The sequence below is a fragment of the Halorubrum sp. FL23 genome (genome assembly GCF_052439115.2).
GTDB classification, from domain to species: domain Archaea; phylum Halobacteriota; class Halobacteria; order Halobacteriales; family Haloferacaceae; genus Halorubrum; species Halorubrum persicum.
Genome location: NZ_JBQVRO020000003.1, coordinates 135112 through 160619, shown reverse-complemented (window position 1 = coordinate 160619; position 25508 = coordinate 135112). Strand labels below are relative to the sequence as shown.

Annotated in this window: 22 protein-coding genes and 1 pseudogene; 4 read left to right on the top strand and 19 right to left on the bottom strand. The window is 68.3% G+C overall.

Annotated features, from left to right (window positions below; all coding sequences use genetic code 11):
- Positions 1 to 13: 13 nt before the first annotated feature.
- The 5 genes and pseudogenes from ACT4MF_RS04950 to ACT4MF_RS04930 form a co-directional block, all read right to left on the bottom strand.
- Positions 14 to 1366, bottom strand: coding sequence for a M24 family metallopeptidase (locus ACT4MF_RS04950; RefSeq protein WP_444681912.1), 1353 nt, complete (start codon positions 1364 to 1366; stop codon positions 14 to 16).
- On the bottom strand, positions 1363 to 3207 hold the full coding sequence (locus tag ACT4MF_RS04945; RefSeq protein ID WP_099254269.1) for a UvrD-helicase domain-containing protein: 1845 nt from the start codon (positions 3205 to 3207) through the stop codon (positions 1363 to 1365). The genes ACT4MF_RS04950 and ACT4MF_RS04945 overlap by 4 nt, the downstream gene beginning before the upstream one ends.
- Before the next feature lie 125 nt (positions 3208 to 3332).
- Positions 3333 to 3491 (bottom strand): DUF7563 family protein, encoded by a 159-nt coding sequence (locus tag ACT4MF_RS04940; protein WP_008002314.1) that lies wholly within the window; start codon positions 3489 to 3491, stop codon positions 3333 to 3335.
- A gap of 88 nt (positions 3492 to 3579) precedes the next feature.
- On the bottom strand, positions 3580 to 3762 hold the full coding sequence (locus tag ACT4MF_RS04935) for an HVO_0416 family zinc finger protein (RefSeq protein WP_099254268.1): 183 nt from the start codon (positions 3760 to 3762) through the stop codon (positions 3580 to 3582).
- A gap of 228 nt (positions 3763 to 3990) precedes the next feature.
- Positions 3991 to 4322: pseudogene (locus ACT4MF_RS04930) on the bottom strand (methyl-accepting chemotaxis protein); the annotation flags it as partial.
- Between the two features lie 231 nt (positions 4323 to 4553).
- Between ACT4MF_RS04930 and ACT4MF_RS04925 the strand changes: the two are divergent.
- Entirely contained in the window at positions 4554 to 5003 is a 450-nt protein-coding gene (locus ACT4MF_RS04925; protein WP_444681911.1) for an acyl-CoA thioesterase, read from the top strand.
- An 8-nt stretch (positions 5004 to 5011) separates the two neighbouring features.
- Here ACT4MF_RS04925 and ACT4MF_RS04920 read toward each other — a convergent pair whose 3' ends face one another.
- Positions 5012 to 5869 (bottom strand): ABC transporter permease, encoded by an 858-nt coding sequence (locus ACT4MF_RS04920; RefSeq protein ID WP_099254266.1) that lies wholly within the window; start codon positions 5867 to 5869, stop codon positions 5012 to 5014.
- Entirely contained in the window at positions 5866 to 6936 is a 1071-nt protein-coding gene (locus ACT4MF_RS04915) for an ABC transporter ATP-binding protein (RefSeq protein ID WP_099254265.1), read from the bottom strand. Before ACT4MF_RS04915 ends, ACT4MF_RS04920 begins: the two co-directional genes overlap by 4 nt.
- A 275-nt stretch (positions 6937 to 7211) precedes the next feature.
- Between ACT4MF_RS04915 and ACT4MF_RS04910 the strand changes: the two genes are divergently transcribed.
- Positions 7212 to 8978 carry an L-lactate permease gene (locus ACT4MF_RS04910; RefSeq protein ID WP_099254264.1) on the top strand — a complete coding sequence of 589 codons (1767 nt, stop codon included), beginning with the start codon at positions 7212 to 7214 and terminating at the stop codon, positions 8976 to 8978.
- Positions 8979 to 9094: 116 nt separating this feature from the next.
- Here the strand turns inward: ACT4MF_RS04910 and ACT4MF_RS04905 are convergent, their stop codons facing one another.
- Entirely contained in the window at positions 9095 to 12187 is a 3093-nt protein-coding gene (locus ACT4MF_RS04905) for an FAD-binding and (Fe-S)-binding domain-containing protein (RefSeq protein WP_099254263.1), read from the bottom strand.
- A 112-nt stretch (positions 12188 to 12299) separates the two neighbouring features.
- Here ACT4MF_RS04905 and ACT4MF_RS04900 point away from each other — a divergent pair, with 112 nt between their 5' ends.
- Positions 12300 to 12668: a VOC family protein gene (locus ACT4MF_RS04900; protein WP_099254262.1), complete on the top strand. Its 369-nt coding sequence runs from the start codon at positions 12300 to 12302 to the stop codon at positions 12666 to 12668.
- Positions 12669 to 12736: 68 nt separating this feature from the next.
- On the opposite strand, the gene ACT4MF_RS04895 is transcribed toward ACT4MF_RS04900, so the two are convergent.
- From ACT4MF_RS04895 to ACT4MF_RS04875, 5 genes are all read right to left on the bottom strand, one after another.
- Positions 12737 to 13084 carry a DUF7268 family protein gene (locus ACT4MF_RS04895; protein ID WP_099254261.1) on the bottom strand — a complete coding sequence of 116 codons (348 nt, stop codon included), beginning with the start codon at positions 13082 to 13084 and terminating at the stop codon, positions 12737 to 12739.
- Entirely contained in the window at positions 13077 to 13994 is a 918-nt protein-coding gene (locus ACT4MF_RS04890; RefSeq protein ID WP_099254260.1) for an ABC transporter permease, read from the bottom strand. The genes ACT4MF_RS04895 and ACT4MF_RS04890 overlap by 8 nt, the downstream gene beginning before the upstream one ends.
- A complete protein-coding gene (locus ACT4MF_RS04885; protein ID WP_099254259.1) occupies positions 13991 to 15004 on the bottom strand; it encodes an ABC transporter permease in 1014 nt (337 codons plus the stop codon). The genes ACT4MF_RS04890 and ACT4MF_RS04885 overlap by 4 nt, the downstream gene beginning before the upstream one ends.
- Positions 15005 to 15054: 50 nt before the next feature.
- The gene (locus ACT4MF_RS04880) at positions 15055 to 16773 is read right to left on the bottom strand and encodes an ABC transporter substrate-binding protein (RefSeq protein ID WP_099254258.1); all 1719 of its coding nucleotides are present in this window, start codon (positions 16771 to 16773) and stop codon (positions 15055 to 15057) included.
- A 103-nt stretch (positions 16774 to 16876) separates the two neighbouring features.
- Positions 16877 to 19597: an ABC transporter ATP-binding protein gene (locus tag ACT4MF_RS04875; RefSeq protein WP_444681910.1), complete on the bottom strand. Its 2721-nt coding sequence runs from the start codon at positions 19595 to 19597 to the stop codon at positions 16877 to 16879.
- An 81-nt stretch (positions 19598 to 19678) separates the two neighbouring features.
- Between ACT4MF_RS04875 and ACT4MF_RS04870 the strand changes: the two genes are divergently transcribed.
- Positions 19679 to 20164 carry a DUF7529 family protein gene (locus tag ACT4MF_RS04870; RefSeq protein WP_099254256.1) on the top strand — a complete coding sequence of 162 codons (486 nt, stop codon included), beginning with the start codon at positions 19679 to 19681 and terminating at the stop codon, positions 20162 to 20164.
- 106 nt (positions 20165 to 20270) lie between these two features.
- Here the strand turns inward: ACT4MF_RS04870 and ACT4MF_RS04865 are convergent, their stop codons facing one another.
- From ACT4MF_RS04865 to ACT4MF_RS04840, 6 genes are all read right to left on the bottom strand, one after another.
- On the bottom strand, positions 20271 to 21182 hold the full coding sequence (locus ACT4MF_RS04865; RefSeq protein ID WP_444681909.1) for an HpcH/HpaI aldolase/citrate lyase family protein: 912 nt from the start codon (positions 21180 to 21182) through the stop codon (positions 20271 to 20273).
- 147 nt (positions 21183 to 21329) lie between these two features.
- The gene (locus ACT4MF_RS04860; RefSeq protein ID WP_099254254.1) at positions 21330 to 21524 is read right to left on the bottom strand and encodes a hypothetical protein; all 195 of its coding nucleotides are present in this window, start codon (positions 21522 to 21524) and stop codon (positions 21330 to 21332) included.
- 269 nt (positions 21525 to 21793) lie between these two features.
- Complete coding sequence (locus ACT4MF_RS04855; protein WP_180271704.1) at positions 21794 to 21970, bottom strand: hypothetical protein; 177 nt, start codon at positions 21968 to 21970, stop codon at positions 21794 to 21796.
- Between the two features lie 75 nt (positions 21971 to 22045).
- The gene (locus ACT4MF_RS04850; RefSeq protein ID WP_444681908.1) at positions 22046 to 23086 is read right to left on the bottom strand and encodes a zinc-dependent alcohol dehydrogenase family protein; all 1041 of its coding nucleotides are present in this window, start codon (positions 23084 to 23086) and stop codon (positions 22046 to 22048) included.
- 52 nt (positions 23087 to 23138) lie between these two features.
- Positions 23139 to 24125 (bottom strand): bile acid:sodium symporter family protein, encoded by a 987-nt coding sequence (locus ACT4MF_RS04845; RefSeq protein WP_099254252.1) that lies wholly within the window; start codon positions 24123 to 24125, stop codon positions 23139 to 23141.
- Positions 24126 to 24340: 215 nt separating this feature from the next.
- Positions 24341 to 25426, bottom strand: a complete 1086-nt coding sequence (locus ACT4MF_RS04840) for a sulfite exporter TauE/SafE family protein (RefSeq protein ID WP_444681907.1) — start codon at positions 25424 to 25426, stop codon at positions 24341 to 24343.
- Positions 25427 to 25508: the final 82 nt, after the last annotated feature.

Genomic DNA, 25508 nt, shown 5'->3' with positions numbered 1-25508 from the left:
AGATCGACCGTAGTTACCCGCCGCGCTCCCGCGGCACGATCCCGAGCGGATACTCGGCCAGCGGTTCGCAGCCGTCTTCGGTGACGGTGACGAGGTCTCCCAGTCGGACGCCGCCGATGCCCGGGTCGTACACTCCCGGTCCGACCGCGACGACCTGACCCGGCCGCAGTTCGGCCCCCCCCGACAGCGACGGCGGCTCGCGGCGACTCACGCCTACGCCGTGGCCGGCGTCGTGTGTGAACCCCGCCTCGCTCTCCCCCGCGTTCGGGTCGAACCCGTACGCGCCCAGTTCGGCGGCTGCCTCGCCGTGGACGGTCTTCGCGGGAACGCCCGGCTCGATCTCGCCGAGCGCGACGTCCCGGGCCGACTCGACCGCGAGGTACGCCCGCCGGCCCCAGCCGCCGTCCCCGTCGACCACGAACGTCCGGGTCAGTTCGCCGCGGTATCCGTCGGGCCCGCGCGGCGAGATGGCGATCAGGACCGTCCTGCCGGGGCGAATCGGGTCGTCGCCGACGTAGTGGCGGTCCGCCGCTGACGGGCCGACGCCGATCGCGGTGTCGCCGGCGTCCCGGACGCCGTGAGCGGCGAGCGTCGCGTTCACGGCCCGTCGCAGGCGCTCCGTCGTCAGGGGGGTGCCGTCCCAGCGAAGTGGGGGTCTGTGGTCCGCGTCCCCGGTTTCGGCCGGTCCCGCCTCGACGACCTCGCTCTCGGCCAACACGGTCTCTGCGCGCGCCATCCCCGCGACCGCCGCCCGCTGGACGCGGCGCAGTCGATCGATCTCTGCGTCGGTCTTCCGCGCCCGCGCCGTTGCGACCGCGTCGGTCGATGCCAGCTCGTTGCCGGCGCGTTCGAGGTACACCGCCGCGTCGTGCGGGATCGACGCGGGGACGAGGAGTGTCTGGTCGTCGGCGCCCCCGAGCAGGTCGCGCACGACCGCCGCGGCGCGCTCGCCCGCGTGGTCGTCGGCGCCCTCGATCCGCACCTCGCGAGCGACGCCGTCGTGGAACTCGCCGTCACCGTCACGTCGGCTCCGAGCACCGGCGACGAACTCCCGTTCGGCCTGCTCGCGGAACGGCGGGGGGACACAGAGGACGGCCCGGTCGGCGTCGCTTCCGCCGTCGCCCGGGACGACCACCAGCGCGTACTCCCGTTCTGGGCCGACGACGCGCGTGAGGTACCGCAGGTCGTCGTCGAAGCGGTCGCCGACCGCGACGAAAGCGTCGGCGTCCGCGGTCCTGACCGCCTCGACGATCGGCGTGAGATCGGTGCGGAGCGGGCGGCGCTGCTCGGGGTCGACTGGGGAGCCGAAACCGGCCTCACGGTCGCCGTCCGCCCCGTCGTCCCCCTTTCCCTCCCCGTCGCTCACGGCTCGGGTTCGGGAACGGCCAGCTCGGCCTGCACCTCTTCGACGAGCTCCTGTGGGGGCTCGTCGCGGAGCTCGTTGAACAGGAGCACGCTGATCGGGAGCGTCGGCGCCCCGCTGATGAGGCTCTCCATGATCACGAGCCGCTCGCGGGCGCGGGACATCCCGACGTAGAACACCCGGCGCTCGTTGTCGGTGAGGACGGGGACCGGGCTCGTGGTTTTCGTGAACTCCTCGACGCCGTCCACGTCGGTCGGGTCGTCGATGGAGGCGGCCATCTGCTCGACGACCTTCTCCGTGAGGTCGGTCGCGACGAACACGTGGTCGGCTTCGCGGCCCTTCGCGGAGTGGATGGTGCCGACGCGGACGCGGGTCGGATCCATCCCCTCGTACTCGCCATCGAAGTAGGCGCCCATCGACTTCCGCTGGAAGCTCGTCACCTTCCGGACCATGTCGTCGGCGCTCGCGGCGTCCGGCATGAAGGGTATGAACTCGTCGAGCTCGTCCGTCGTCACGTCGATCTGGGCGATGTCGTCGGCGTCGGCCGCCTCCTCGCGGTCGTCGAGGAAGTCGTAGAACTCGTCGCGCTCGTGGGTACCGAACGCCGAGTCCTGCAGCATGTCGGCGAGCCGCCGGGCCTCTAAGCCGTTCACGGGATCGCCCGCGTCGGCCTTCTCGATGGCGCTGACGTAGTCCCGAACCCGATCCGTCCACATCCGACCGTCGGTCAGCATCGTGAACGGGATCCCGTGGTCGATGAACTCGTCGATGAAGTCGAACATCTGATAGCGGGCGCGGAACAGACACATCACGCTCCCCTCGTCGTCCTCGACGGTGTACCGGACGTTCCGGACGAGTTCGAGCATCGACGGCGACTCGATCGCCTCGACGGTGCCGCCCTCCTTGCGGGGGTGCAGGTCCTTCTCCTGCCGCTTGTCGATGTGGCGGATCTCCGCGTTGACGACGTTCAGGATCTCGGAGGGGAGCCGGTAGGAGTTCGGGAGGACCACGTCCTCGTCGACGTCGGTGTCGAGGAGCAGGTCGGGGTCGGCGCCCTGCCACGCGTAGACGACCTGGTCGTCGTCGCCGGCGATGAGCACCTTCTCCATGTGGGGTTTCCACTCCTCGAACACGTTGTACTGCAGCGTCGTGATGTCCTGGAACTCGTCGATGATCAGGTAGTCGACGTTCGGCACCAGCGAGCGCTGCGCGACGCGTTCGAGCATGTCCGCGAACCCCACAAGGTCGTGGTCGCCCTTGTAGCCGCGCCACGCGCGGATCGTCTCGGGAATGTCGATCCGGTCGTCGTCGGAGGGCCACGTCGGGGTGTACTTGTTCCCCTGCTGGGCGTTGGGGTCCTCCTCGGGCGGGAGCCGAACCTCTTCGACGTTCCACTGGAAGGGCACGTCGTACCAGTCGGAGACGTCGCGCTCGGTGCGCTGGAGCCACTGCGAGGTGGCGATGATCTTGTTGCCGATCGTCGTCGACCGCGCGGTCCGGCGCCCGGCGCCGCCGTTCTGGTCCTCGAACTCGACGCCGTACTCCTCGCAGAACGACTCCTTGTCGTCTTCGCCGACCACGTCACCGCGAGAGAGATCGAGCAGCTCGTACGCCTTCGCGTGCATGGTACAGACGTTCCCCTGGAGGCTCCGCGGGGAGATGTCGAGCCGCTCGGCGAGTCGCTCGCGGATCTCTGCGGCGGCCGCGCGCGTGTACGAGACGACGAGCACGTCGCGAACGTCGGCGTCCTCGTCGTCGAGGATCCCCTCGACGCGATCCAGGAGCGCCGTGGTCTTCCCGCTGCCCGGACCGCCGAACAGTCGCGTCACCGTGGGATCGGTCATTATCTACTCCAGATCCCGACTCTCCTTAAACGCCGTGGCTCGGGCCGTACCGGAGCACACGCGGGATCGGCGCGTTTCTGCGCTCGCTGGCGGGGATGTCGACGTACTTTCTGCGGACGGCGCGTTCAGTTGCTTCGCGTCGCACGCGCCTCGCGCACGTCGGCGCCGTCGCGAACGAGATCCTCGCAAGCGGGGCAGACTCGGGGCCGATCGACCTCGTTCGGTGTGAACACCCGAACGTAGTCGGTCGTGACGAACGAACCGCAGTTCTGGCAGGTCGGCATACTCGCCACTATCGATTGATACCACATAATGCTGCCGCCTATTTACCTCGAAAGAAAAGCGCTAACCGGCCGTGAGACGCCGTTGGCGTCAGGTCGGACGCCAGTCGCACACGTCACACTGCGCGGTTCCTTCCGGGTGTAGCGCACCGCACTCCGGACACTGGAGTTTGTTATAGGATCGCTCCCAGCGTGCGATCTCCGTCTCGTGGCCGCGGTCGGACAGGAACTCGTCGAACACGTCGTCGTCCGCGCTGGGTGCACTACTAGACATGCATGCTAAACAATGCCACGCGAGTATAAATATCTTGTTGCGGCTTTATCGTTCTGCGAAAACGGCAACGAACGATCGGTGTTCGGCGGCAGAACTGCTCGATGTTTCGACCAGAGACGAGGTCGTCCGATCGGGGCTTCGCCTCGGTCGATCAGTCGGACGCCGTCGGCGCGGCTTCCGGTTCCGTACGCCCGGCCCCGCGTTCCCCGCCCTCGCTCGTCTCCTCGGAGCCGTCTCCGCCTCCGACTGAGCCCGCTCCGACTCGTCGGTCCGCTCGGAGGTCGCGCGGGCGTCGAACTCGCCCCGCCCGACCGCCTCGGACGTCTCCGTCAGCCGACGGAGCTCGACCGCGACGTTGCCGACCAGCACGATACCCAGCAGGCCGAGGTTCAGCGTGACGACGACCGCCGTCGACGTCAGCGCAGCCGTCGCGGCCGTCGCCGTCCCGACCGTGGCGACGTGGCCCGCGAAGAGGGCGATAAATCCGAGGGTCACGGCGAGCGTCAGGCGGACCGCCGCCCCGACCCGCCCCCGTACCGTGTGGTGATCGATTTCAGCATTGCTTACGCACCCCGAGAAAGCTCCCCTACTTCGGATTAAAGGCGAAATCACACGTTCCGATAACGCCGTGGATGAAGCCGCGAGCGGCGGCGGATCGATGGTTCGGTCCGGTTCGGGGGCGGGTTAGGAACAGGTTCGGTGCTGGTCTGGTGTCGGTCTGGAGTCCGTCAGGAGTCGGTCAGGAGCCGATCTTGGGGCGGGCTTTTCCCGCAGGCGCGCCACCAACGGGCATGCCGAGCGTCAGCGACACGTACATCGAGAACCGACAGCGCGTCCAGCCGACCCACACCAACAACTACGAGTCGGCCCACGGGGGCAACGTCGTCAAGTGGATGGACGAGATCGGCGCGATGTCGGCGATGCGCGCCGCCGGCGAGACGTGCGTCACGGCCAAGATCAACGGGCTCGACTTCAAGCGACCGGTGCCGCAGGGCGACACCTGCATCGTCGAGTCGTACGTGTACGCGGTCGGGCGAACGAGCCTCCGCACGCGGATCCGGGCGTTCCGCGAGTCTCCTCGGACCGGCAAGCGCGAGCTGACGACGGAGTCGTACTTCGTCTTCGTCGCAATCGACGCCGACGGGGACCCGACGCCGGTCCCGGAGCTGACGGTGGCGGGCGACCGGTGCCGAGAGCTGCGCGACGCCGCGCTCGCCGCCGAACCGGGCGAGGGTCGGTGACGCGGGGGTCAGTAGTCGCCCAGGACCCCGAGCCGCCGCGCCCGTCGCGTCGCGTAGTGGAAGACGACGTACCCTCCGAGGAGGTAGCCGGCGGCCACGCCGACGAGGAGCCCGAGGTCGGCGACGCCGAACTCCCACAGCCGGACGCCGTCGACCATCGCGCGCTGGAGCATCGCGCTCCCGTGGGCCAACGGGAGGACTCGGGTCCACGGCGCGTCGAGGACGGGCGCCGAGATCAGCGCGACGAACCCGAACTGCAGCAGGTTCAGCCAGTTCCCGATCCGCTTGTATAGCACCGTCACGCCGCCGGCGGCGAACCCCAGTCCCAGCACCGACGTGACCGCGAGCCCCGCGACGGGGATGACCGTGAAGGGGTCGAGGCTGAGTCGGGTCCCCGTCAACACCAGCATGACGGCGAGCACGACCGCCGAGGTGAGGAACGTCCGGACCACCTTCGCGACCCCCTTCAGCAGGGCGACCGGCGCGAAGCCGAACGGCGTGGTGATGTGCCGCTCTAACGTCCCCCACTGCACCTCGCTGCCGATGTCGTTCGACACCGACGAGTACGCGCCGACCGACAGCGTCCACAGGAAGTAGCCGACGATGATCCCAGACAGCGAGTCCGTCAGCGCCTGTCCGGCCAGCAGCCGCCCGCCGTAGAAGAGGACGCCGAAGAAGAACAGCGCGACGACGATCCCCCCGATCGCGTTCGCCGGATACCGGACGAAGATCAGGTACTCGCGGTAGAGCACGGCCCGCGCGAGGTGGTAGTACGTGGCGGGTCGGGGCTCGTCGTCTGTGGCCGGTCGGGGCTCGTCGTCTGGGTCGGCGACGGTCCGCGCCGCGGGGTCTTCGCCGCCCGTCACGGCGCCTTCCCTCGCCCGTCCGGTTCCATCCCGGTGAGGTCGACGAACACGTCCTCCAGCTCTGGACGGACGGTCCGAACGTCCTCCACCGTGACGCCCGCCTCGCGGAGCGCGTCCATGAGGTCGTACAGTGCGTCGCCCGCGGCGGCGACCTCGACGCTGGCGGCGTCAGCGCCGGGCCCGGTTTCGACCGCCCGCACGTCGAAGCGGTCCCGGAGGGTCGCGACGACGGCGTCGTCGATGTCCGCGCTGACGACCCGGATGACGTCGCGGTCGGTGCCGGAGAGGAGCGCCGCGACGGTGTCGTCGGCGACGATCCGCCCGTTCGCCATCATCACCACGCGGTCGCAGACGTCCTCGATGACGCCCATATCGTGGCTGCTGAGGACGATCGTGAGCCCCTCCTCGCGGGCGAGCCGCCGGAGCTCCCGGCGGAGCGTCCGGGAGCTCTCGACGTCGAGTCCGAGCGTCGGCTCGTCGAGGAAGACGAGCTCCGCGCCGCCCGCCAGCACGCTCGCCAGCGACACCTTCTGTTTCATCCCCCGCGAGAGCTCTCGGACCGGCGTATCCGCCTTCTCGGTCAGTTCGAGGCGGTCGAGCAGTCGGTCGTGTCGGGCCCGAACCGAGTCCGGATCGACGCCGGCGATCGTCGCGAAGTAGCGCAGGTTCTCGCGGACGGTGAGCCGCCAGTAGTCGTTGCGCGCACCCTCCAGCATCGCGTCGACGTCGGCGTAGGCGGCCCGTCGCCCGTCGCCGACGTCGGTGCCGAACACCCGAACCGACCCCGCGTCGGGGAGGACGATCCCGAGCGCGCACTTGATCAGCGTCGTCTTGCCGGCCCCGTTCGGGCCGAGCAGGCCGACGATCGAGCCGCGCTCGACGGCGAGGCTGACGTCGTCGACCGCGAGCACCGAGTCGTCGCCGTCGCCGAACCGCTTCGAGACGCCCTCGATCGCGAGTGCCGGCGGGGAGGCGTCCGCCGGGTCTCCGCCGGACGGGGCGTCGCCGGACCGGGCGCCGTCGCGCTCGCGGGGTCCCCCGCGGTCGCTCGCCGCGCTGCGTGCCATTGCGGATCGATACGTGCCGAGCGGGGATATATCCGCGCCGTCGTGACGTGCCCGCTGACGTGCCTGCTGACCTCTCGAACTGGGAATGTCCACCGCGAGCGAACCGATCTCGGTGCCACTCGCTCCCGGACGAAATAGTTGCGAAGCAAGAGAGTCCGAAAAGTTACCTTTTATAATTAATGAACGTGATGTATTCCGCGTCGTATGTGGATGGTAGCCTGTCACATGTGTTGTCGACCGAACCGAGCGATTGAGAGTAACCGCGGAGGGGATCCATGACGACCGGTATCGACGTTGCGGTGGCCGCGATTCCGCTGCTTCTCGCTGGGGTCCTGTTGATCGGATTCCTCTGGCCGGCGACCCGCGCGATGCCGGTGGCGTGGGTCGCGGCGCTGGTGATCGGCTATACCGCGTGGAGCATGCCGGTGAACTGGTTGGCGGCGGCGTCGGCCGTCGGGGTCATGACTGCGATCGAGATCCTCTGGATCGTCTTCGGCGCGCTGGTGCTGTTGTACACGCTGATGGAGGCCGGCGCGTTCGACCGGATCAATCGGGGATTCGCGACGGTCAGCGACGACCGACGCGTCCAGATCGTCCTGATCGCCTTCTTCATGGCGACGTTCATCGAGGGCGCCGCCGGCTTCGGGACGCCGGCCGCGGTCGTCGCGCCGCTGCTCTTGGGCCTCGGCTTCCCGGCGCTCGCGGCGGTCGTCGCCGGGATCATCGGACACATCATTGCGGTCACGTACGGCGCGGTGGGGACGCCGATCGTGGTCGGCATCCAGAGTCCGATGGAGAGCGTTGAGTTCACCCGCACCGCGATCCAAGACGGCGGGATGACCGTTCAGGAGTTCTCGGTCAACGTGGCGGCGTGGGCGGCGACGTATCACGCGCTGGTCGGATTCGTCATGCCGCTGTTCGCGGTCGGCATGGTCGTCTACTTCTTCGGGGATCCGGACGACCGCTCGCTGGAGCCGGCCTGGGAGGTCGCGCCGCTCTGTCTGGCGTCGGGGATCGCCTTCGCGGTCCCGTACTGGGTCTCGGCGTGGTTCCTCACGGCCGAGTTCCCGGCGCTTATCGGATCGATGGTCGGCGGCGCCATCATCCTGAGCATCCTGCGCGCGGGGTACCTCCTGCCCGACGAGGAGTGGGAGTTCCCGGAGCGGGAGAAGTGGGCCGACCACTGGGTCGGATCGATCGAACCCGGCCAGTCGAACGGGTCGAACGGCGGGGGCGCCGACACTCGCGGCGGCGTCTCGCCCGAGGCGAAGGCGGCCGACCTCGGCGGCGGCGAAGAGATGTCGCTGCTGAAGGCGTGGTCGCCGTACGTCCTGCTCGTGATCTTGCTGGTCGTGACCCGTGCGGTCGGTCCGATCTCGAACTTCATCAACCGCGACATCTTCATCGTCAGTTGGAGCGATATCCTCGGCACCAGCCTCGACGGCGCCGTCGCGTGGATGAACGTGCCGGGCTTCTGGCTGCTCGTGAGCGCCGTGCTCGCGATCCCGATCTTCAGCATGTCCGGTGAGGAGGTCACTGACGCGTGGAAGGAGGCCGCTCGGAAGATCGTGTCGCCGTTCATCGCGCTCGTCTTCGTCATCGCCATGGTGCAGGTGATGCTCCAGTCCGGCGCGCATCCCGGCGCTCCGGCGGTCGGCAGCATGATCGTCCTGCTCGCACAGACGACCGCCGACCTTCTCGGCGTCGTGTACCCGGCCGTCGCCGCGCTGATCGGGGCGCTCGGCGCCGCGATGGCCGGGTCGAACACCGTCTCGAACATCACCTTCGGCGCGTTCCAGTTCGAGGCCGCGACCCAGCTCGGGCTCCCGCGAACGGTCATCGTCGGCGCGCAGGCCGTCGGCGGTGCCATCGGGAACCTGGTCGCGATCCACAACCTCGTCGCCGCGCTCGCGACGGTCGGCCTCCTCGGACAGGAGGGGCGGGTGATGCGGCTGAACATGATCCCGCTGCTGTACTACGCGACCGGCGTCGGACTGCTGTGTCTGCTGTTCAGCTACGTGGTGTTCCCCGGCGTCTTCTGAACGCGGACTCGGCAGGACGGCCCCGCACTTTTTTTCGCGTCGACCCCGCAAGTGGCGCGGCCGCCGGTCGGACGAAACGTAGCCGGACGAAACGCCGGTCGGAACGCGCGCCCCGCTCAGTCGTCGGCAGCCGCCGGGCTCGCCGGCTCGCCGGCAGCGATGTCGGCGTCGGACGCGGGCCCGGTCACCGCCTCGGCGACCTTCTCGATCGGGTGCGGCGGGCTCTCGGCCCGGTCGCGATCGCCCAGCTGGGACCGACAGGAGGCGCCGGGCGCGGTGACCGTCTCGCCGCCGCTCTCCTCGACCTGATCGAAGAGGATCCGGCCGATCGCCTTCGAGATGTCGTAGTGCTCGGCCTCGTAGCCGAACGAGCCCGCCATCCCGCAACACGAGGAGTCGAGCGGGTCCACGTCGTAGCCGGCCCGCCGCAACACGCCGACCGCGTGGTGGTCCTTGTTCGTCGCCTTCTGGTTGCAGTGGCCGTGGTACGTGAGCGACTCCGCGGGCGCGTCGAACGCCACCCGCTCGTCGACCCGCCCCGCGTCGAGGTACTCTAACACCCCGTACGCGGCCGCCGACACCGCCTCGACCGCCTCGCCGTCCAGCAGGTCCAGGTACTCGTCCTGGAACATCACCGCGTCCGAGGGCTCGACGAAGACGACCGACTGCCCCGCTCGAACGCGCGGCGCGAGCGCCGCGACGTTCGCCTCCGCGCGCTCGCGGGCGTCGTCGAGGAACCCGGTCGAGAACGCCGCGCGCCCCGAGGGCGCCAGATCGTCCGGCACCTCCACGCGGACGCCCGCCGCCTCCAGCACCTCGACCGCCGCCTTCCCGGCCGCCGGGTAGCTGTAGTTCGTGTACGTGTCCGGGAACAGCACGACCGTGTCGGTCGCGTCCGCCGGGTCGACCGTCGACCCGCCGCGGGACGCGAACCACTCTTCGAAGCTCTCGGATCGGAACGTCGGCAGCTCGCGGTCCGCGGCGATCCCCGCGACGGCCTCCATCACCGCGCGGGCGCCGGGGATCTTCGTCGCCGCGTTCGACACCGGCGCGAGCGCGCTCCCGAGCGCCGAAAAGCGGTCGATGTCGCGGAAGATCCGCTCGCGGAGCCCCGACCCCTCCTTCTCGTGGTGTTCGTGTTTCACCTCGGCTTTGAGCTTCGCGAGGTCGACGCCGGTCGGACAGTCGCTCTGACACCCCTTACAGCCGACGCAGAGCCCGAGCACCTCCTCCTGGAACCGGTCGGAGTGGATCTCGTCGTCGTCGAGCTCGCCGCTGATGGCGGCTCGGAGCATGTTCGCTCGCCCGCGCGTCGCCTGGATCTCCTCCTCGGAGGCGCGGTACGTCGGGCACATCACGCCCGACTCCGTCTCCCGGCAGGTGCCGCAGCCGTTGCACAGCTCGACCAGATGGGAGAACCCGCCCTCGTCGGAGAAGTCCAGCTCGGTCTGCGGCTCGATCGATTGGTACTGCGGGCCGTATCGGAGGTTCTCGCGCATGTCCGTGTCGGCGGCGGTGTCGGGGTAGCCGCGCTCGGTCGCGGTGTCGTCGTCGACGTAGACGACCTTCCCCGGGTTCATCCGCCACTCGGGGTCGAACGTCGACTTGAGCTCCTGAAACGCGCGCCAGAGCGCCTCGCCGTACATCTTGGGGTTGAACTCGGTGCGCGCGAGCCCGTCGCCGTGCTCGCCGGAGAAGGCGCCGTGGTGCTCCAAGACGAGGTCGGTGACGTCCTCGGAGATGGAGTGCATCTTCTCGACGCCCTCCTCCTCTTTCAGCGAGAGGATGGGGCGGATGTGGAGCGTGCCGCTCCCGGCGTGTGCGAAGTAGGCGGCCGAGGTGTCGTGGTCGGTGAGGACCTCTTCGAACTGCCCGACGTACTCCGCGAGCTCCTCGGGCGGCACGGTGGCGTCCTCGATGAACGGGTACGGTTTCGGGTCGCCCTGCATGCTCATCAGCAGGGGGATCGCCGCCTTCCGGAGGTTCCAGAGGTCGGCCTGGGCCTCGGGGGAGTACGCCTCCAGCACGTCGAAGGCGTCGCCGTCGTCGACGAAGTGGGCGTTCGTGTCGGCGATCGCCGCTTCGAAGTCGTCGACGAGCTCAGAGTCCCACTCCAACATGAGCGCGGCGGTGGCGCGGTCCGGGATCGGCTCGGCGTACTGCGCGAACTCCTGTGAGCCGGCGGCCAGCGAGAACACCTCGTCGTCCATCAGCTCGACCGCACTCACCGGGAACTCCAGCGCCTCGGGGACGGCTTTCATCGCGTCGACCAGCGAGTCGAAGGTGTACAGCGCGAGCGCGGTCTCTTCGGGGCGGGTGACGAGCGACACCTCGGCCTCGACGATCGTGCCGAGCGTCCCCTCGGCGCCCACGAACAGCTTCGAGAGGTTGATCACCTCCTCGCCGTCGTCGTTCTCGTAGATCACCTTGTGGAGGTTGTACCCGGAGACGGAGCGCTTGAGGTTCGGGTACTTCTCGTCGATCGCGGCCTGGTTCTCCTCGACGAGCGCGCGCGTGGTCTCGTACAGCGCGGCCTCTCGGTCGTTTTGCGCGACGATCTCCTCGTACTCGGGAGAGTCGAGCACGACCTCGCGGGTGTGAATCAGCGAGCCGTCGGCGAGGACGACTTTCAGCTCCTCCGTGTACGCGTCGGTGATGCCGTAGCGCACCGAGTGCGCGCCCGTGGAGTTGTTGCCGATGCCGCCGACGACGGTCGCTCGCGCGGAGGAGGCGGGGTCGGGCGCGAACTTGAGCCCGTCTTCGGCGAGCCGGTCGTCGAGGTGGTCCTGCACGACGCCGGGCTGGACCACGGCGCGGCGGTCGTCGGGCCGGACGTCGACGATCTCGTCCATGTACGTTGAGAAGTCGAGGACGACACAGCCCGGGCCGACGGTCTGGCCGCCCAGCGAGGAGCCGGCGCCGCGCGGGATGACGGGCACCTCGTGCTCCGCGGCGACCTCCATCGTCGCCTGTACGTCCGCGACCGAGCGCGGGATCACGACGCCGGCCGGTCGCGCCTGATAGATGCTGCCGTCGGTGGCGTACAGAACCTGCGCGTACTCGTCGAACTGGACGTCGCCGGCGACGCGCTCGCGGAGATCCGCCGCGAGCGATCGGTACGCCGGCACGTCGGGTCGGTCGTGACCGAGCGCCGCCGCTGACGTGTCCAGGTCGGGCACGTTCCCTCCTCGCGTGGGCTCGCTTGCCATGATACTAAGCGGGGGAGAAGCGCGAATAAAACCTTTGTTCATGACACTCCATGGGGTAATCGCGAGTCGGCCGCTCGCCGGGATTTATTACGGTGCCGCGACACCCCCGGCCATGGAGATTCTCCACACGTGTCTGAACGTGGCGGACGCCGACCGCACCGCGGACTGGTACGTCGAGCAGCTCGGGTTCGAGCGCTCCTGGGAGTTCACGACCGCCGACGGCGACACGCGCAACGTGTACGTCGCCGACGACGCCGGCGTCGAGTTCCAGCTGTCGGACACCGACGGCGAGGAGCCGAGCGCCGACGGCGACCGCTACGACCACGTCGCCGTCGGCGTCGACGATGTCGACGCGACGTTCGATGAGATCGACCACCACGGCGTCGTGAAGGAGCCGGGCGACCAGCCGGAGGCCGGCGCGCGCACTGCGTTCGTGAAGGACCCCGACGGCCACGCGGTCGAGCTGATCGAGCCGCTCTGAGACGCCCGGCCCGACCGCGCGACGGTGTCACGCCCCAAGCGTCCCGAGTCGCCGTCGACGCGACCCGCTTAGATTCCGACGAACAGTATCGACGCCGCGACCGCGGTCCCCGCCCAGCCGGCGCCGACCCAAGTCAACACGGCGAACGCCTGGCGCGCCCCCTCGCGGCTCCACTCCGACTCGCCGCCGAGGTGGTCCTGTACCGCCGACATGGAGTCGCCGAAGCCGACCGCGCCACCCCACGTCGCGACGCCGAAGCCGAACAGGAGCGCGCCGAGCGCGAACGAGGTGTCAGTCGCCTGCTTCGCCCCGGCGATCGGGAAGAGCACGCCCGCGACGACGACCCCGAGAAGGCCGCCGACGCCGACCCACCGGCCGATCGTTCGCCCGGACGGGCGGGTGTCGCGGTCAGTCAACGGTCTCCCGCATCCGCGGGTCGAGCGCGTCGCGCATCCCGTCGCCGAGGAGGTTGAACCCGAGCACCGTCAGCGCGAGCAGCAGACCGGGGAAGAAGGACCACCACCACGCCCCGGAGAACAGCCCGAACTCGACGCCGTTCGAGAGCATCATCCCCCAGGTCGGCTCTCCCGGACTGGCTCCGAAGCCGAGGAACGACAGCGCGGCGATGTCGATGATCGCGAGCCCGTAGTTGAGCGTCGACTGGACCGTGATCGGCGCGAGACAGTTCGGCAGGACGTGCCGAATGAGCAGCCGCGGGTCGGTCGCGCCGAGCGCCTTCGTGGCGTCGGTGTACTCGTCTTCGAGCACCTTCAGCGCGGCGCCCCGGACGACCCGGGCGAATCGCGGGGTGTAGACGAGCGTCAGCGCCCCGACGGCCCGCCACAGGCCAAGCTCTTCCGGGAAGATGGTGACGAGCGCCAGCGCCAACAGCAGCGACGGGAACGACAGCAGCACGTCCATCGTCCGCATGATGACGTTGTCGGTCAGGTCGCCGTAGTACGCGGCGACGATCCCCAGACTCACTCCGAGGAACGTCGACGCGACGACGGTGACCGTGCCGTAGAGGACCGCGTACCAGGCCCCGTACATCACGCGCGGGAAGATGTCCCGAGCCTGGCCGTCCGTGCCGAAGGGGTACGCCGCGCTGGGCGCGGCCTCGGACGGGTTCGTCCCGAACTGGGTCGCCATGAGGTCGCTGAGGTCGTACGTGATCCGCGCGTAGATCGCGAGCAGAATGACGCCCACGATGATGACGATCCCGGTGATCGCGAGTCGGTTCGAGAGGAGCTGCGAGAGGAACGGGCTCGCGCGCAGCCGCTCGACGATGCCTCGGTCGATGGTTTCGGTCTGTGTCTCTGTGCTCATTGTTCGATGCGTGGGTCGAGGACCGAGTACGTGAGGTCGACGCCGAGGTTAACTAGCGTGTACAACACGGCGAAGACGAGGACTGTTCCCTGCACGACGGGGTAGTCGCTGCGGTTGATCGCGTCGACGAGCAGCGTGCCGATGCCGTTGATCTCGAAGACGGTCTCCGTGAGCACCGCGCCGCCGAGCAGCGATCCGAACTGGATGCCGATCACGGTGATGACGGGAATGAACGCGTTGCGGAGCCCGTGTTTCATCACGGTGATCTTCGAGCCCTGGCCCTTCGCCCGGGCGGTCCGCATGTAGTCTTGGCGGATCACCTCGACCATGGACGAGCGCATCATCCGCGAGAGCAGCGCCATCTGGTAGATCCCGAGCACGACCACCGGCAAGAGCAGGTGAATGACCGCGGACTGGAACGCCGCGAGGTTCCCCGCCCACAGCGTGTCGACGAGGATGAGCCCCGTGACCGGTTCGACGAAGTACTCGGAGCCGATTCGACCACTGGTCGGGAGGAGCCCGAGGAACTGCGCGAAAAGCAGGATGAGAAGCGGGCCGCTCCAGTAGATCGGGATGCTGATGCCGCTCAGTGCGCCGATGCGGGTGAGGTGGTCGGTCCACGTGTCCTGTTTGACCGCGCTGAGGATCCCCAGCGGGAGGCCGAACAGGAGCCCGGCGAACTGGCCGAGCAGCGCGAGTTCGATCGTGATCGGAAGCCGATCCACGAGGATCTGGCTCACCGCCGCGCCCCGGTTCACCTGGTAGGACTGACCGAAGTCGAACGTCGCGACCTCGCCGAGGAAGCGAACGTACTGCTGCCAGAGCGGGTCGTCGAGTCCGAGGTCGGCGCGGACCTGATTGACGAACTCCTGGCTCGCTCGCTCACCGGCGATCACCACGGCGGGATCGCCGGGCGAGAGGTGGAGAATGGCGAACACCACCGTCGCGACCCCGAACAGAACGGGGAACAACATGAGCAGTCGTTTCAATACGAAACGTTTGGAGACCATTCAGGAAAAGGAGCGCATGGGACGGTCAAAAAATCTGTGTTCGGCGTCGACTACTCGAGCTCGACCGCTTCGAGGTACGGTCCCCCGATCGCGGCGACGCTGTAGTTGCTTACGCTGTTAGACACGCCGCGGACCTCGTCGGCGTAGTTGAGGAACACCCACGGCGCCTCGTCGTGCGCGACCTGAGCGGCCTCTCGGTACAGCTCCGCGCGGTCCTCCTGATTCGTGGTCCGTTGGGCATCCTCGACGAGACTCATGTACTCGCTGTTGGCCCACGCGGCGTTGTTCGAGGTGTTGAACCCCTCGGTGTCCCAGGAGACCCAGTCCTGCCCCTCCGGAACGTCGGTCTGGGGGTGGAGGAGGACGTAACAGAAGTTGTCGGCGTCGGCGTTGTCGGTGTACCAGCCGGCGAGCGTCGCGTCGTGGTTCCCCTGGTTGGTGTACGTGAGGTAGTCGGAGAACTGTCGGTCGTCGATCGACACCTCGATGCCGACCTCGGAGAGGTTCGACCGGATCGTCTCCGCGGTCGGGAGCGGCGCCGGGTTGTATCCGCGGGGGTTCTGGAACGTGGTCAGCGAGAACGAGAACCCGTCGCCGTAGCCAGCCTCCTCGAGCAGACTCTGCGCCTGTTCGGGGTCGTACTCGTAAGGGCTGATGTCGTCGTTGTGGCCGGACAGCGCGGGCGGGATCGGCTGGTCGGCCTGCGTGGCGATCCCCGAGTAGATGTTCTCGACGATCGCTTGGGTGTCGATGGCGTAGCTGATCGCGCGGCGGACGCGGCGGTCCCGGAACGGCTCGACGCGCGAGAGGTTAAACGCCATGTATCCGATGTTGATCCCCGTCGCCGTCCGGGCCTCGGCGGTGTCGGACCCCTCGATGATCTGCATGCTGTCGGGGTCGAGCCCGTCGATGATGTCGAGCTCTTCCTCGACGAGCGCCTGGGCGCGCGTGGAGTTCTGCCCGCGAGTGAGGAACAGCACCTCGTCGACGTTCGGGGCGTCTCCCCAGTAGTCGTCGAAGGTCGTGAGCCGGATGCGGTTGTTCGCGTTGTCGAGCGTCTCGAGCTGGAACGGACCGGTCCCGACCATCTCCTCGTCGAGGTTCGTGTCGCCCTCGATCGCGTCCTTCGAGATGGCGACGGAGACGAACATCGCGAGGTTTCGGAGGAACGGCGCGTACGTCTGGGTGAGCGTGATCGAGAGCTCGTAGTCGCTCGGCGCCTCGATGCTGTCGACCCAGTTGCCGAGGGTGAACGGCCCGTACCCGGAGGCGTCCTCGAAGTGGTACTCGTAGTCCTCGTCGACGAACCGCCGATACGTCGCGATGAAGTCGTCGGCGGTGAACTCCGAGCCGTCGTGGAAGCTCACGCCCTCCCGCAGCGTGAGCGTCACCGAATCGCCGTCGAGCGACCAGTCGGTGGCGAGCGACTCGGTGAGCGAGGCCTCTCCGGGCTGGAACGCGATCAGCCCCTCGTACGCCTGGTTCGTGACCTTCGCGACCTCGCCGCTGGTCGTGTTCTGCGGGTCGAGGGTGCTGGAGTGGGCGCCGCGACCGTAGCGGAGGGACGTCGTGTCCCCGCCGTCGCTGCCGTCCTCGCCGTCGCTCCCGTCGCTGCCGTCGCTGCCGTCGCTTCCGTCGCTGCCGTCGCCGCCGTCGCCGCCGTTTCCGCCGCAACCGGCGAGTGAGGCGACTGACGCCGTCGCGACCGTCGCGCCGCCCGCTCGTTGCAAGAAGCTACGCCGTGATGTTTCCGTGGTGTCGTGGGACATACACCGGTGGTAAATAGGCTACCTAAATAATTCTGGTGGAGCGATAGGACAACTCACCGAATAAACTCCGCTTGAGTGTCCGCGCGTTTGATTGCCCCTCAGCTCACTCGTCGTAGAGGTGACACGCGGCGGGGTGGCCGCTCTCGTCGAGGGCGGGGTTCGATCGTTCGCAGACGCTCTCGAACGTCTCGCGCAGCGTGGCCTCGGCCTCCTCCCACCGCTCGTTTTTCAGGTGTTCGAAGGAGTCGGCGACGACCTCACGCGCCTCCCCCGAGAGCGGACCGTCGAAGAAGTACTCGAAGAGCGTCGCGTGGGGGCCGCCGTCGGCGACGGCTGTCGACGTCGACTCGTCCTCGATTCGGACCTCGGACTCGATGGCGTCGAGGTCGATGTCCCCGGACTCCAGGCGCTGTCGGTAGAACATCACCTCTCGGTATCGGTCCTGGTCGATGTCCAGGTCGTCCGGCGGGATGATCGACGGGCACCGGGTGCGGAACCGACAGCCGGATGGCGGGTCGATCGGCGACGGAACGTCCCCCTTGAGGATCGTTCGGTCGTCCGTGTCGGCGAGGGGGTCCGGCTCCGGGATCGCGGACAGGAGCGCCCTGGTGTAGGGGTGTTTCGGCGTCTCGAACAGCTCGTCCGTCTCGGCGACCTCGACGATCTCGCCGAGGTACATCACGGCCACCCGATCGGAGATGTGCCGGACGACGCTCAGGTCGTGCGCGATGAACAGGAAGGTGAGGCCGAACTCCTCTTGGAGGTCCTCTAGGAGGTTGATGATCTGCGCCTGAACGGACACGTCGAGTGCGGACACGGGTTCGTCGGCGACGATGAAGTCCGGGTCCACGGCCAGCGCTCGCGCGATGCCGACCCGCTGACGCTGCCCCCCGGAGAGCTCGTGGGGGTAGCGGCCGAACTGCCCGCGCTCCAGCCCGACCGCGTCCATCAGCTCGAAGACGCGCTCGCGTCGGCGCCCCTCGGCGAGCCCGTGGATCTTCAGCGGCTCCATGATCGTCTGGCCGGCGGTCATCCGCGGGTCGAGGCTCGACATCGGATCTTGGAACACCATCTGCATGTCCTTCCGCCGCTTGCGGAGGTCCGACTTCGAGAGCGATCCGAGGTCCTCGCCGGCGAACACCACCTTCCCGTCGGTCGGCGGGTCCAGGTGGAGGATCGCTCGTCCCGCCGTGGACTTCCCGCAGCCGGACTCGCCGACGAGCCCCAGCGTCTCCCGCTCGCGGACGTCGAGATCGATCCCGTCGACGGCCTTCACGCTCGGGTCGCCGCCGCCGAACACCCGATCGAGCGCGCCGTCCTCCTGTTGGTAGTACTTCCGCATCTCGCTGACCTCGACGATCGGGTCGCCGATGGCGGACCTCGCGCCGACCTCGACGCCGTCGGTGCCGTACGCCGCCTTGTCGAACTCCTCGTGAACGCATTTCGACCGGTGGTCGACGTCGTCCGCACCGTGCTGGAGATACGGGATCTCTCCCTCGCGACACTGCGGTTCGGCCCACGGACAGCGCGGCGCGAAGTGGCACCCGTCGGGCATATCGATCAGGTCGGGAACGTTCCCCTCGATCGGAGTTAGCCGCTCTTTCTCCTCGGTGGGGATCGACTCCAACAGGGTGTACGTGTAGGGGTGGCTGGGGTTGGAGAAGATCTCCTCGACCGGCCCCTCCTCGACGATCTCGCCGGCGTACATCACGGCCACGCGGTCGCAGGTCTCGGCCACGACGCCGAGGTCGTGGGTGATCATCAGGACGGACATCCCGAACTCCGTCTGCAGATCGTCGATCAGGTCGAGGATCTGCGCCTGGATCGTCACGTCGAGCGCGGTGGTCGGCTCGTCGGCGATGAGGAGGTTCGGCTGGCAGGCGAGCGCGATGGCGACGAGCACGCGCTGGCGCATCCCGCCGGAGAACTCGTGCGGATAGTCGTCCACGCGCTGTTTCGCCTCCGGGATACCGACCGCTTGGAGCATTCTGACGACCTCGTCCATCACCTCCTCGTCGCCCTCGCGACCCCCGACCTTCGGGAGTATCTCGCGGATCCCGTTGGCCCACGAGTCGCTCTTCTGACCGCCGTACCGGTGGAGCCGCAGCGACTCGGCGATCTGTTCCCCGACGGTGACCGCCGGGTTGAGCGAGGTCATCGGGTCCTGGAATATCATCCCCATCTCGCCCCCGCGGACCCGACGGACGGCCGCCTCGGGGGCGGCCGTCACGTCGACGATCCCCTCGCCGATCTCGACGTCGGTCGGCGTCGCCCCGTCGCGGATCCGCTCGCGCGCGCCGGCGTCGAGGAAGACGAAGCCGTCGACGGCGTCGGCGAGCGACGCCTCGAGGTCGTCTCCGACGGCCTCCGGATCGACGCCGTTCGCGAGGCGCTCGGCGGCGGTCTCGAGGGCGCCCGCGAGGTCGTCGGGGTCCGCCTCGTCCGCGAGGTCGTCGGCCATTCCGCGGAGCTCCGCCGGCGTGTCGGAGACGCGTCGGCCGGCGCGGAGGTCGCTGCTCACGGCCGATATTGCGTCGATCAGTCCGGACGGGTACGGGACGTACGCGCCGTCGAACTCCTCGAGGAGGGAGGCGGCGAGCGCCGGATCCGCGAGGGTGATCCGCCCGCCGGCGATCTCGCCGGGATCGTCGACGAGGTCCATCGCCGAGAGGGCAGTGACGCTCTTGCCCGATCCGGACTCGCCAACGAGACCGACGGTCTCGCCGTGTTCTATCGAGAGGTCGATGCCGTCGACGGCCTTGACTGCGCCCCGTTCGGTTCTGAATTGGGTTCGGAGCGCCGACAGCGAGAGTAGGTCAGTCACTATCGGCGGTAGAGCGCCTTACGGAAAAATATCTTTGGGGCTAGTGGAACCTTTTATACTACTACCCGAGCGTCTCTCCGTATGGGCGAACCTGCAGGCAACGACGCACCTGCGAACGTACAGGCCGGAAACGGGTGGTCAGCGGTCATCGAAGACATGGAAGCGACCGCGGCGGAGTACCGGGAGCGCGGCTGGACGACGCTCGAACTCCACCCGGGCGATTCCGTCCTCGTGGACTCGGACCGCCGGACCGGCCTCGATGTTGTCCTCCCCGGTCCGGAGTTCGAAGAGCTCGAATCGCTCGTCGAGGATCGCCAGTTCCGGGACGTCGAGGTGTTCCGGGCGGAGGGTGACGAGCTGGTGTACGTGCTCGTCGTCGAGCTCGCCCCCGAGAGCGAGACCGCCGTGTTCGTCCCCGCGTACTACGATCCGAGCCAGTCGGCGGAGGCGATCGAACTGATCAGGGAGACGGGAGCCGTCCGACTCTTCTGTCGGCGACTGAACGACGACACCGTGCAGTTCGTCCACGACGATCCGACGCCGTTCCTCCCGAGATCCGTCGACTGAGTGTATCCTACGAGTCGAAGAGGCGGCGAGCAAACGAGCGCCGCGGACGGCGCGTTCCGAGGCCGGCTCCACGAATAACAGCGATATCGGAGATCGCCCCCGGGCGTTACAGGATGCCGGCGGCTTCGGCGGTCTCGACGATGTCTTGGGCCATCTTGTTGGTGGCCTCGTCGACCATCTGACCGTCGACGCTCACGGCGCCCTGGCCTTTCTCCATCGCCTCGGCGTAGGCGTCGACGATGCGCTTGGCGCGCTCGGCCGTTTCCGGGTCGGGCGCGAACACTTCGTTACCGATCTCGATCTGCGAAGGGTGGATCGCCCACTTCCCGTCGCAGCCGATCATGTTGGCGTTCTCGGCGGACTCGCGGAACCCGTCGGCGTCCTCGATGTCGGCGTACGGCCCGTCGAGACACGGCAGTCCCGCCGACTTCGCCGCGGAGTTGCACTCGGAGAGAGCGTGATGCCAGTAGTGACCGGGGTACTCGGGGAACTGCCCGATGTCGAGTCCGGGCGTCCCCATCGCCGCGGAGTAGTCGCCCGGCCCGAAGATGATAGAGGAGAGCCGGTCGGAGGCGTGAGCGATGTCGTGGACGTTGTGGATCCCCTCGCCGTCTTCGATCTGGGGCTCGAGGCCGATCCCGCCGACCTCCAGCCCGTTGTTCTCCTCGACCTGCGCGAGCAGATTCTCGACGGTGTGAATGTCGCTGGCGGCCTTGACCTTCGGCACGATGATGTCGTCGATAAACTCGCCGGCCTCGCCGACGACGGTGATCAGGTCGTCGTACCACCACTTGGTGTCGATTCCGTTCATCCGGAAGCTGAGGACCTTATCGCTCCAGTCCTCCTCGCGAGCCGCCTCGATCAGCGGCTCACGTGCGTCGGGCTTCGCGTTGGGCGCCACGGAGTCTTCGAGATCGAGGAACACCTCGTCGGCGTCGCTGTCGGCCGCCGAGTGCATCATCTTCTCGTCGCTCGCGGGCGTTGCAAGCTGCGTTCGTCGAAGAGTAACGTCCGTCATGTCTAGCAGGTCTATCACACTTTTCCATGAAAATAAAGATACCTTACGCGGGGGTATTTTCTCTGAGTCGGAACTGAATGAATTCGCGTCGCGGACGTTCGCCCCCCGCGACGACGCGGCCCACGCGACGGGGCAGTGGCGCTGCTCTCAGCGGTCCAGCCGCCGGACTACGGCCACGATCAGCAGCGCGATAAGAAACGCCCCGACCACCGCACCGAGCGTCGTCAGCGAAAACAGATCGGTCTCCTCGATCGGCGTGGTCCCGGTCGCCTCCGTTGCGATGACTGTAGGCAGGGTCACGACCGTGGCAACGGAGATGACACGGAACCGCGCTCGTCTCATCTCTCGGCCACCGTTCGTCGCCTCATCGTCAGCGGAGCGTCGGTGGTCGTATGCATACTGCGGCGCTCGGTGGTAGAGATATCTCACCGAGGTCCGGCATCGACGTAGTATTTCGCCGCCAGAACCGTCGTCTCCGGAACGCTACAGATCTTCTAGGAGAGACTGAAACGGCTTCTGAGACGCTCTCCGCCCGAGTCGTGCAGCACCTCTCATCGCGATGTCCGTCCGTAAAATAGTCGGGGTTCGAGGCGGGATCGTACCCGGCCGCGTCAGTCGTCGGCCGGGGCGCGCGGCTCTGCCGGGGGCTCGGTCTCCTCCGCTTCGTCCGCCGGCTCGTCTCCCGCGTCGACGTCGGGGACCGCATCGAGCCGTTCCTCCGCCTCCTCGGACCGGTGACGCTCTCGGAGCTCCTCGATCGAGCGCGCCTCGATATGGTGATGACACATGACAACTATTGTCAAGGACTACTGGCTGATAAGGATTGTGCCGAGAACGAGCCCGAGGAGAGCCGACGCGAGGGTTCAGGGCTTCACGACCACCTTGATCGCCTCGCGCTCGTCCATCAGGCGGTACCCCTCGGCGACCTCGTCGAGGCCGACCGTCTCCGTGAAGATCGGGGCGGGGTCGAGGGTGCCCTGTAGCACGTCGTCCATCAGCTCCTCGGCGTACGCGCGCACCGGCGCGACGCCGCCGGCGAGCGTCACGTTGTCGCCGAACAGCCCGAACACGTCGAGCCCCTCGTCGTCGACGCCGTAGGGAACGCCGACGTACCCGACGGTGCCGCCGGGGCGCACGGCGTCGATCGCGGTGTTCATCGCGCTCGCGGCGCCGACGCACTCCATCACGTGGTTCGGTCCGCCGTGGGTGAGCTCGCGGATCCGCTCGACCGCTTCCTCGCCGCGCTCCGAGACGGTCTCCGTGGCGCCGAAATCCGCGGCGAGGTCGAGTCGGTCCTCGTGGTGGCCGACGGCGATGATCCGCTCGGCGCCGAGTCGCCGGGCCGCGAGCACGCCGCAGAGGCCGACCGCGCCGTCGCCGATGACGGCCACCGTCGAGCCGGCCTCGACGCCCGCGCTGACGGCGGCGTGGTGGCCGGTGCCCATCACGTCCGTCAGCGGGAGCAGCGACCGGAGGGTGTCCTCGTCGTCGGCGTGGCGGTCGGGGACGCGCACGAGCGTCCCGTCGGCGTGGGTCGACCGGACGTACTCGCCCTGTCCGCCGCCGTTGTCGCCGCCCCACGAGTCGCGGTTCTCACAGGAGGTGTGGAGCCCCTTCCGGCAGAACTCGCACTCGCCGCAGGAGATGGCGAAGGGGGCGAGCACGCGGTCGCCCGGGTCGACCGAGGTCACGTCGTCGCCGACCGATTCGACGATCCCCATCGGCTCGTGGCCGACCGGGGAGCCGGCGTCGCGGTCGCTGTCGCCGCGGTAGAACCACAGATCGGAGCCGCAGATCGCGGTGTGTGTCACGCGGACGACCGCGTCCGTCGGGGCCTCGATCTCGGGACGCGGTCGCTCCTCGACGTCGATCTCTCCGGGACCGTTGAAAATGGCGGCGCGCATGCGATTCGCTACCGGCGCCCGAGACAAAAGCGCGCGGGTCGGTCCCGGCTGCTCAGTCCGCGCCGACCGCCGACTCGTACTCGGCGATCGGTTCGTCGTCGAGACGGGTGAACAACGTCGCCAGCGCCGGCCCCGAGACGTTGTGCCAGACGCTGAACAGCGCGGGGATCAGCGCCGCGATGGGGTCGAAGAAGGCCGTGGCGAGCGCGACGGCCAGCCCGCTGTTCTGGAGCCCGACCTCGAACGCGCACGCCCGGGCGCGGTCTTCCGCCATCCCCGTCAGCTTCCCGACCCCGTACCCGGCGCCGAGGCCGAGGCCGTTGTGGAGGACGACGGCCGCGACGACCAGCGCGCCGGCGGTGAGGATGTTCTCGACGTTGAGGCCGACGACGGCGGCCACGATGCCGACGATGGCGACGACGCTGATCGCGGGGAACACCGAGAGCCCGACCTTCGCCGCGGTCGGCGCGTAGCGATCGAGGAGGAGCCGGAGCGCGAGCCCCGCGACGACCGGGACGAGCACGACCCAGATGATGGTCTCCGAGAGCTGCGCGAAGGTGACGGAGATCTGCTCGCCGGCGAGCGCGACGATCCACGCCGGCATCACGAGCGGGGCGGTGATCGTCGTCACCGTCGTGATCGTCACCGACAGCGCCACGTCGCCGCGCCCGAGGTACGTCATCACGTTCGAGGCGGTGCCGCCCGGCGCCGCGCCGACGAGGACCAGCCCGATGCCGACCTCCCAGGGGAGGCCGAGGACGACGACGAGCGCGTACGCGAGCGTCGGCATCACCAGCCACTGCGCCGCCGCGCCGATCAGCACGTCGCGCGGTCGTTCCACGATGCGCTTGAAGTCGTCGGGCGTCAGCGTCAGCCCCATCCCGAGCATGATCACCCCGAGCAGCGGGGTGATGTAGTCGGCGATCGGCGTGAACGCCGACGGTTCGTACAGCGCGGCCCCGGAGGCGACGAGGACCCAGAGGACGAAGTACTTGCTCGTGAGCTCACCCACCCGCTCGATCCGGTCCAGTGCGGTCATCTCGTCGGCGTAATCACGACCGACTGAAAGGGGCTACAGTTCGGGCAAGGCTCTCCGTCTGCCCCCGGCCGTCGCCCTCGTGGGTCGCCGCTGTGGCCTCGACCGCTTCAGACGCGAGGGCCTCGACCGCCGGGCGTACCGCGCTCGGGGCGCTTCCGGCCGCGGGCGTCACACTCGGTGCCGGGGTGTCCGGCTCCGCCGCCGACCCGACCGACTCACAGGCCGCCGCCGGCCATCGCGAACAGCGCCACCGCGATGATCGCGAACAGCCCGCCCACGCCCGCCTTGATCGTCTCGGTGTTCAGCGCCGTCGAGACGTACGGCGCGATCTGGCCGCCGAGCGTCGTCGCCGGAACGGTCCAGACGACCATGTTCCACGGCGTCGTCGTCAGGTCCATCGCGTGGCCGCCGACGAGCCCGCCGCCGAACACGTGGACGACGGACGCCAACACGGCGGTCGTCGCGACCACGATGTGGTTCGTCCCGATCGCGACGCGAACCGGGACCTCCGTGCGGAGCATCGAGATGATCCCGAGCTCGCCGATCCCGAAGCCGGCGAGCCCCTGAAACACGCCGCCGACGCTGTAGTTGGCGAACCGCTCGAGGTAGCCGCCGCGCGAGTAGACGTAGTCGTCGCCGTCGCGGTCGACCCGGGTGACCGTCCCGGAACCGTCCGTCTCGACGCCTGCGGGACCGAGCTTGTTCGCGTCGTTCGGGAGGTCACGCGACGCCCCGCCGTCCGTCGCGACCCCTTCGCCCTCCGTGCTCCCGGTCGGCTCACCGTGACCCAGATCGGCCCGAAAGAGGAGGTACGACGCCGCGATCAGGGCGATACCCAACAGCGCGTGGAACAGGGGCTCCGGGATGACGAACGAGAGGAGCGCCCCGCCGACGACGAAGGGGACGCCGCCGAGCACGAGCGACAGCGAGAGCCGCCGATCGACCAGCCCGTACTGGATGAACGCGAGCGACGAGCTCGACAGCCCGAACGACTCGCTGATGAGCCCGATCTTCACCAGCGTCGTCGGCTCCAACGGATACGCGACGAGCGGGAAGACGAAGATGAGGAACGGGACGAACAGCGCCGACCCGCTGATCCCGACGGTGTTGACGATGGTCGCGCCGACGACGAACGCGATGAACAGCCACCAGTACTCGGTCCAGTACCCGACGCCGGCGTCGGCCGGCGCCGGGGCGAAGCCGTACACCCCCGCGACGAACACGAGCGGGGCGAGGAACACGAGGACGTGCTGATACCGCAGAAAGGTACGCTGCACGCCGCTCGACAGTGAATTGCTCATTGAGGCGTGGAACGCGAATTACGGAGATCCGTATAAATGCGTTTTCATATGTGAGAACTCGGACGAACGATCATTCACCTTC

Excerpts from the sequence above, each read along its gene's own strand:
- ACT4MF_RS04945 (WP_099254269.1), bottom strand. The coding sequence starts at position 3,207 with ATGACCGATCCCACGGTGACGCGACTGTTCGGCGGTCCGGGCAGCGGG.
- ACT4MF_RS04940 (WP_008002314.1), bottom strand. The coding sequence starts at position 3,491 with ATGCCGACCTGCCAGAACTGCGGTTCGTTCGTCACGACCGACTACGTT.
- ACT4MF_RS04935 (WP_099254268.1), bottom strand. The coding sequence starts at position 3,762 with ATGTCTAGTAGTGCACCCAGCGCGGACGACGACGTGTTCGACGAGTTC.
- ACT4MF_RS04925 (WP_444681911.1), top strand. The coding sequence starts at position 4,554 with ATGCCGAGCGTCAGCGACACGTACATCGAGAACCGACAGCGCGTCCAG.
- ACT4MF_RS04915 (WP_099254265.1), bottom strand. The coding sequence starts at position 6,936 with ATGGCACGCAGCGCGGCGAGCGACCGCGGGGGACCCCGCGAGCGCGAC.
- ACT4MF_RS04910 (WP_099254264.1), top strand. The coding sequence starts at position 7,212 with ATGACGACCGGTATCGACGTTGCGGTGGCCGCGATTCCGCTGCTTCTC.
- ACT4MF_RS04905 (WP_099254263.1), bottom strand. The coding sequence starts at position 12,187 with ATGGCAAGCGAGCCCACGCGAGGAGGGAACGTGCCCGACCTGGACACG.
- ACT4MF_RS04900 (WP_099254262.1), top strand. The coding sequence starts at position 12,300 with ATGGAGATTCTCCACACGTGTCTGAACGTGGCGGACGCCGACCGCACC.
- ACT4MF_RS04890 (WP_099254260.1), bottom strand. The coding sequence starts at position 13,994 with ATGAGCACAGAGACACAGACCGAAACCATCGACCGAGGCATCGTCGAG.
- ACT4MF_RS04885 (WP_099254259.1), bottom strand. The coding sequence starts at position 15,004 with ATGGTCTCCAAACGTTTCGTATTGAAACGACTGCTCATGTTGTTCCCC.
- ACT4MF_RS04880 (WP_099254258.1), bottom strand. The coding sequence starts at position 16,773 with ATGTCCCACGACACCACGGAAACATCACGGCGTAGCTTCTTGCAACGA.
- ACT4MF_RS04870 (WP_099254256.1), top strand. The coding sequence starts at position 19,679 with ATGGGCGAACCTGCAGGCAACGACGCACCTGCGAACGTACAGGCCGGA.
- ACT4MF_RS04865 (WP_444681909.1), bottom strand. The coding sequence starts at position 21,182 with ATGACGGACGTTACTCTTCGACGAACGCAGCTTGCAACGCCCGCGAGC.
- ACT4MF_RS04860 (WP_099254254.1), bottom strand. The coding sequence starts at position 21,524 with ATGAGACGAGCGCGGTTCCGTGTCATCTCCGTTGCCACGGTCGTGACC.
- ACT4MF_RS04855 (WP_180271704.1), bottom strand. The coding sequence starts at position 21,970 with ATGTGTCATCACCATATCGAGGCGCGCTCGATCGAGGAGCTCCGAGAG.
- ACT4MF_RS04850 (WP_444681908.1), bottom strand. The coding sequence starts at position 23,086 with ATGCGCGCCGCCATTTTCAACGGTCCCGGAGAGATCGACGTCGAGGAG.
- ACT4MF_RS04845 (WP_099254252.1), bottom strand. The coding sequence starts at position 24,125 with ATGACCGCACTGGACCGGATCGAGCGGGTGGGTGAGCTCACGAGCAAG.
- ACT4MF_RS04840 (WP_444681907.1), bottom strand. The coding sequence starts at position 25,426 with ATGAGCAATTCACTGTCGAGCGGCGTGCAGCGTACCTTTCTGCGGTAT.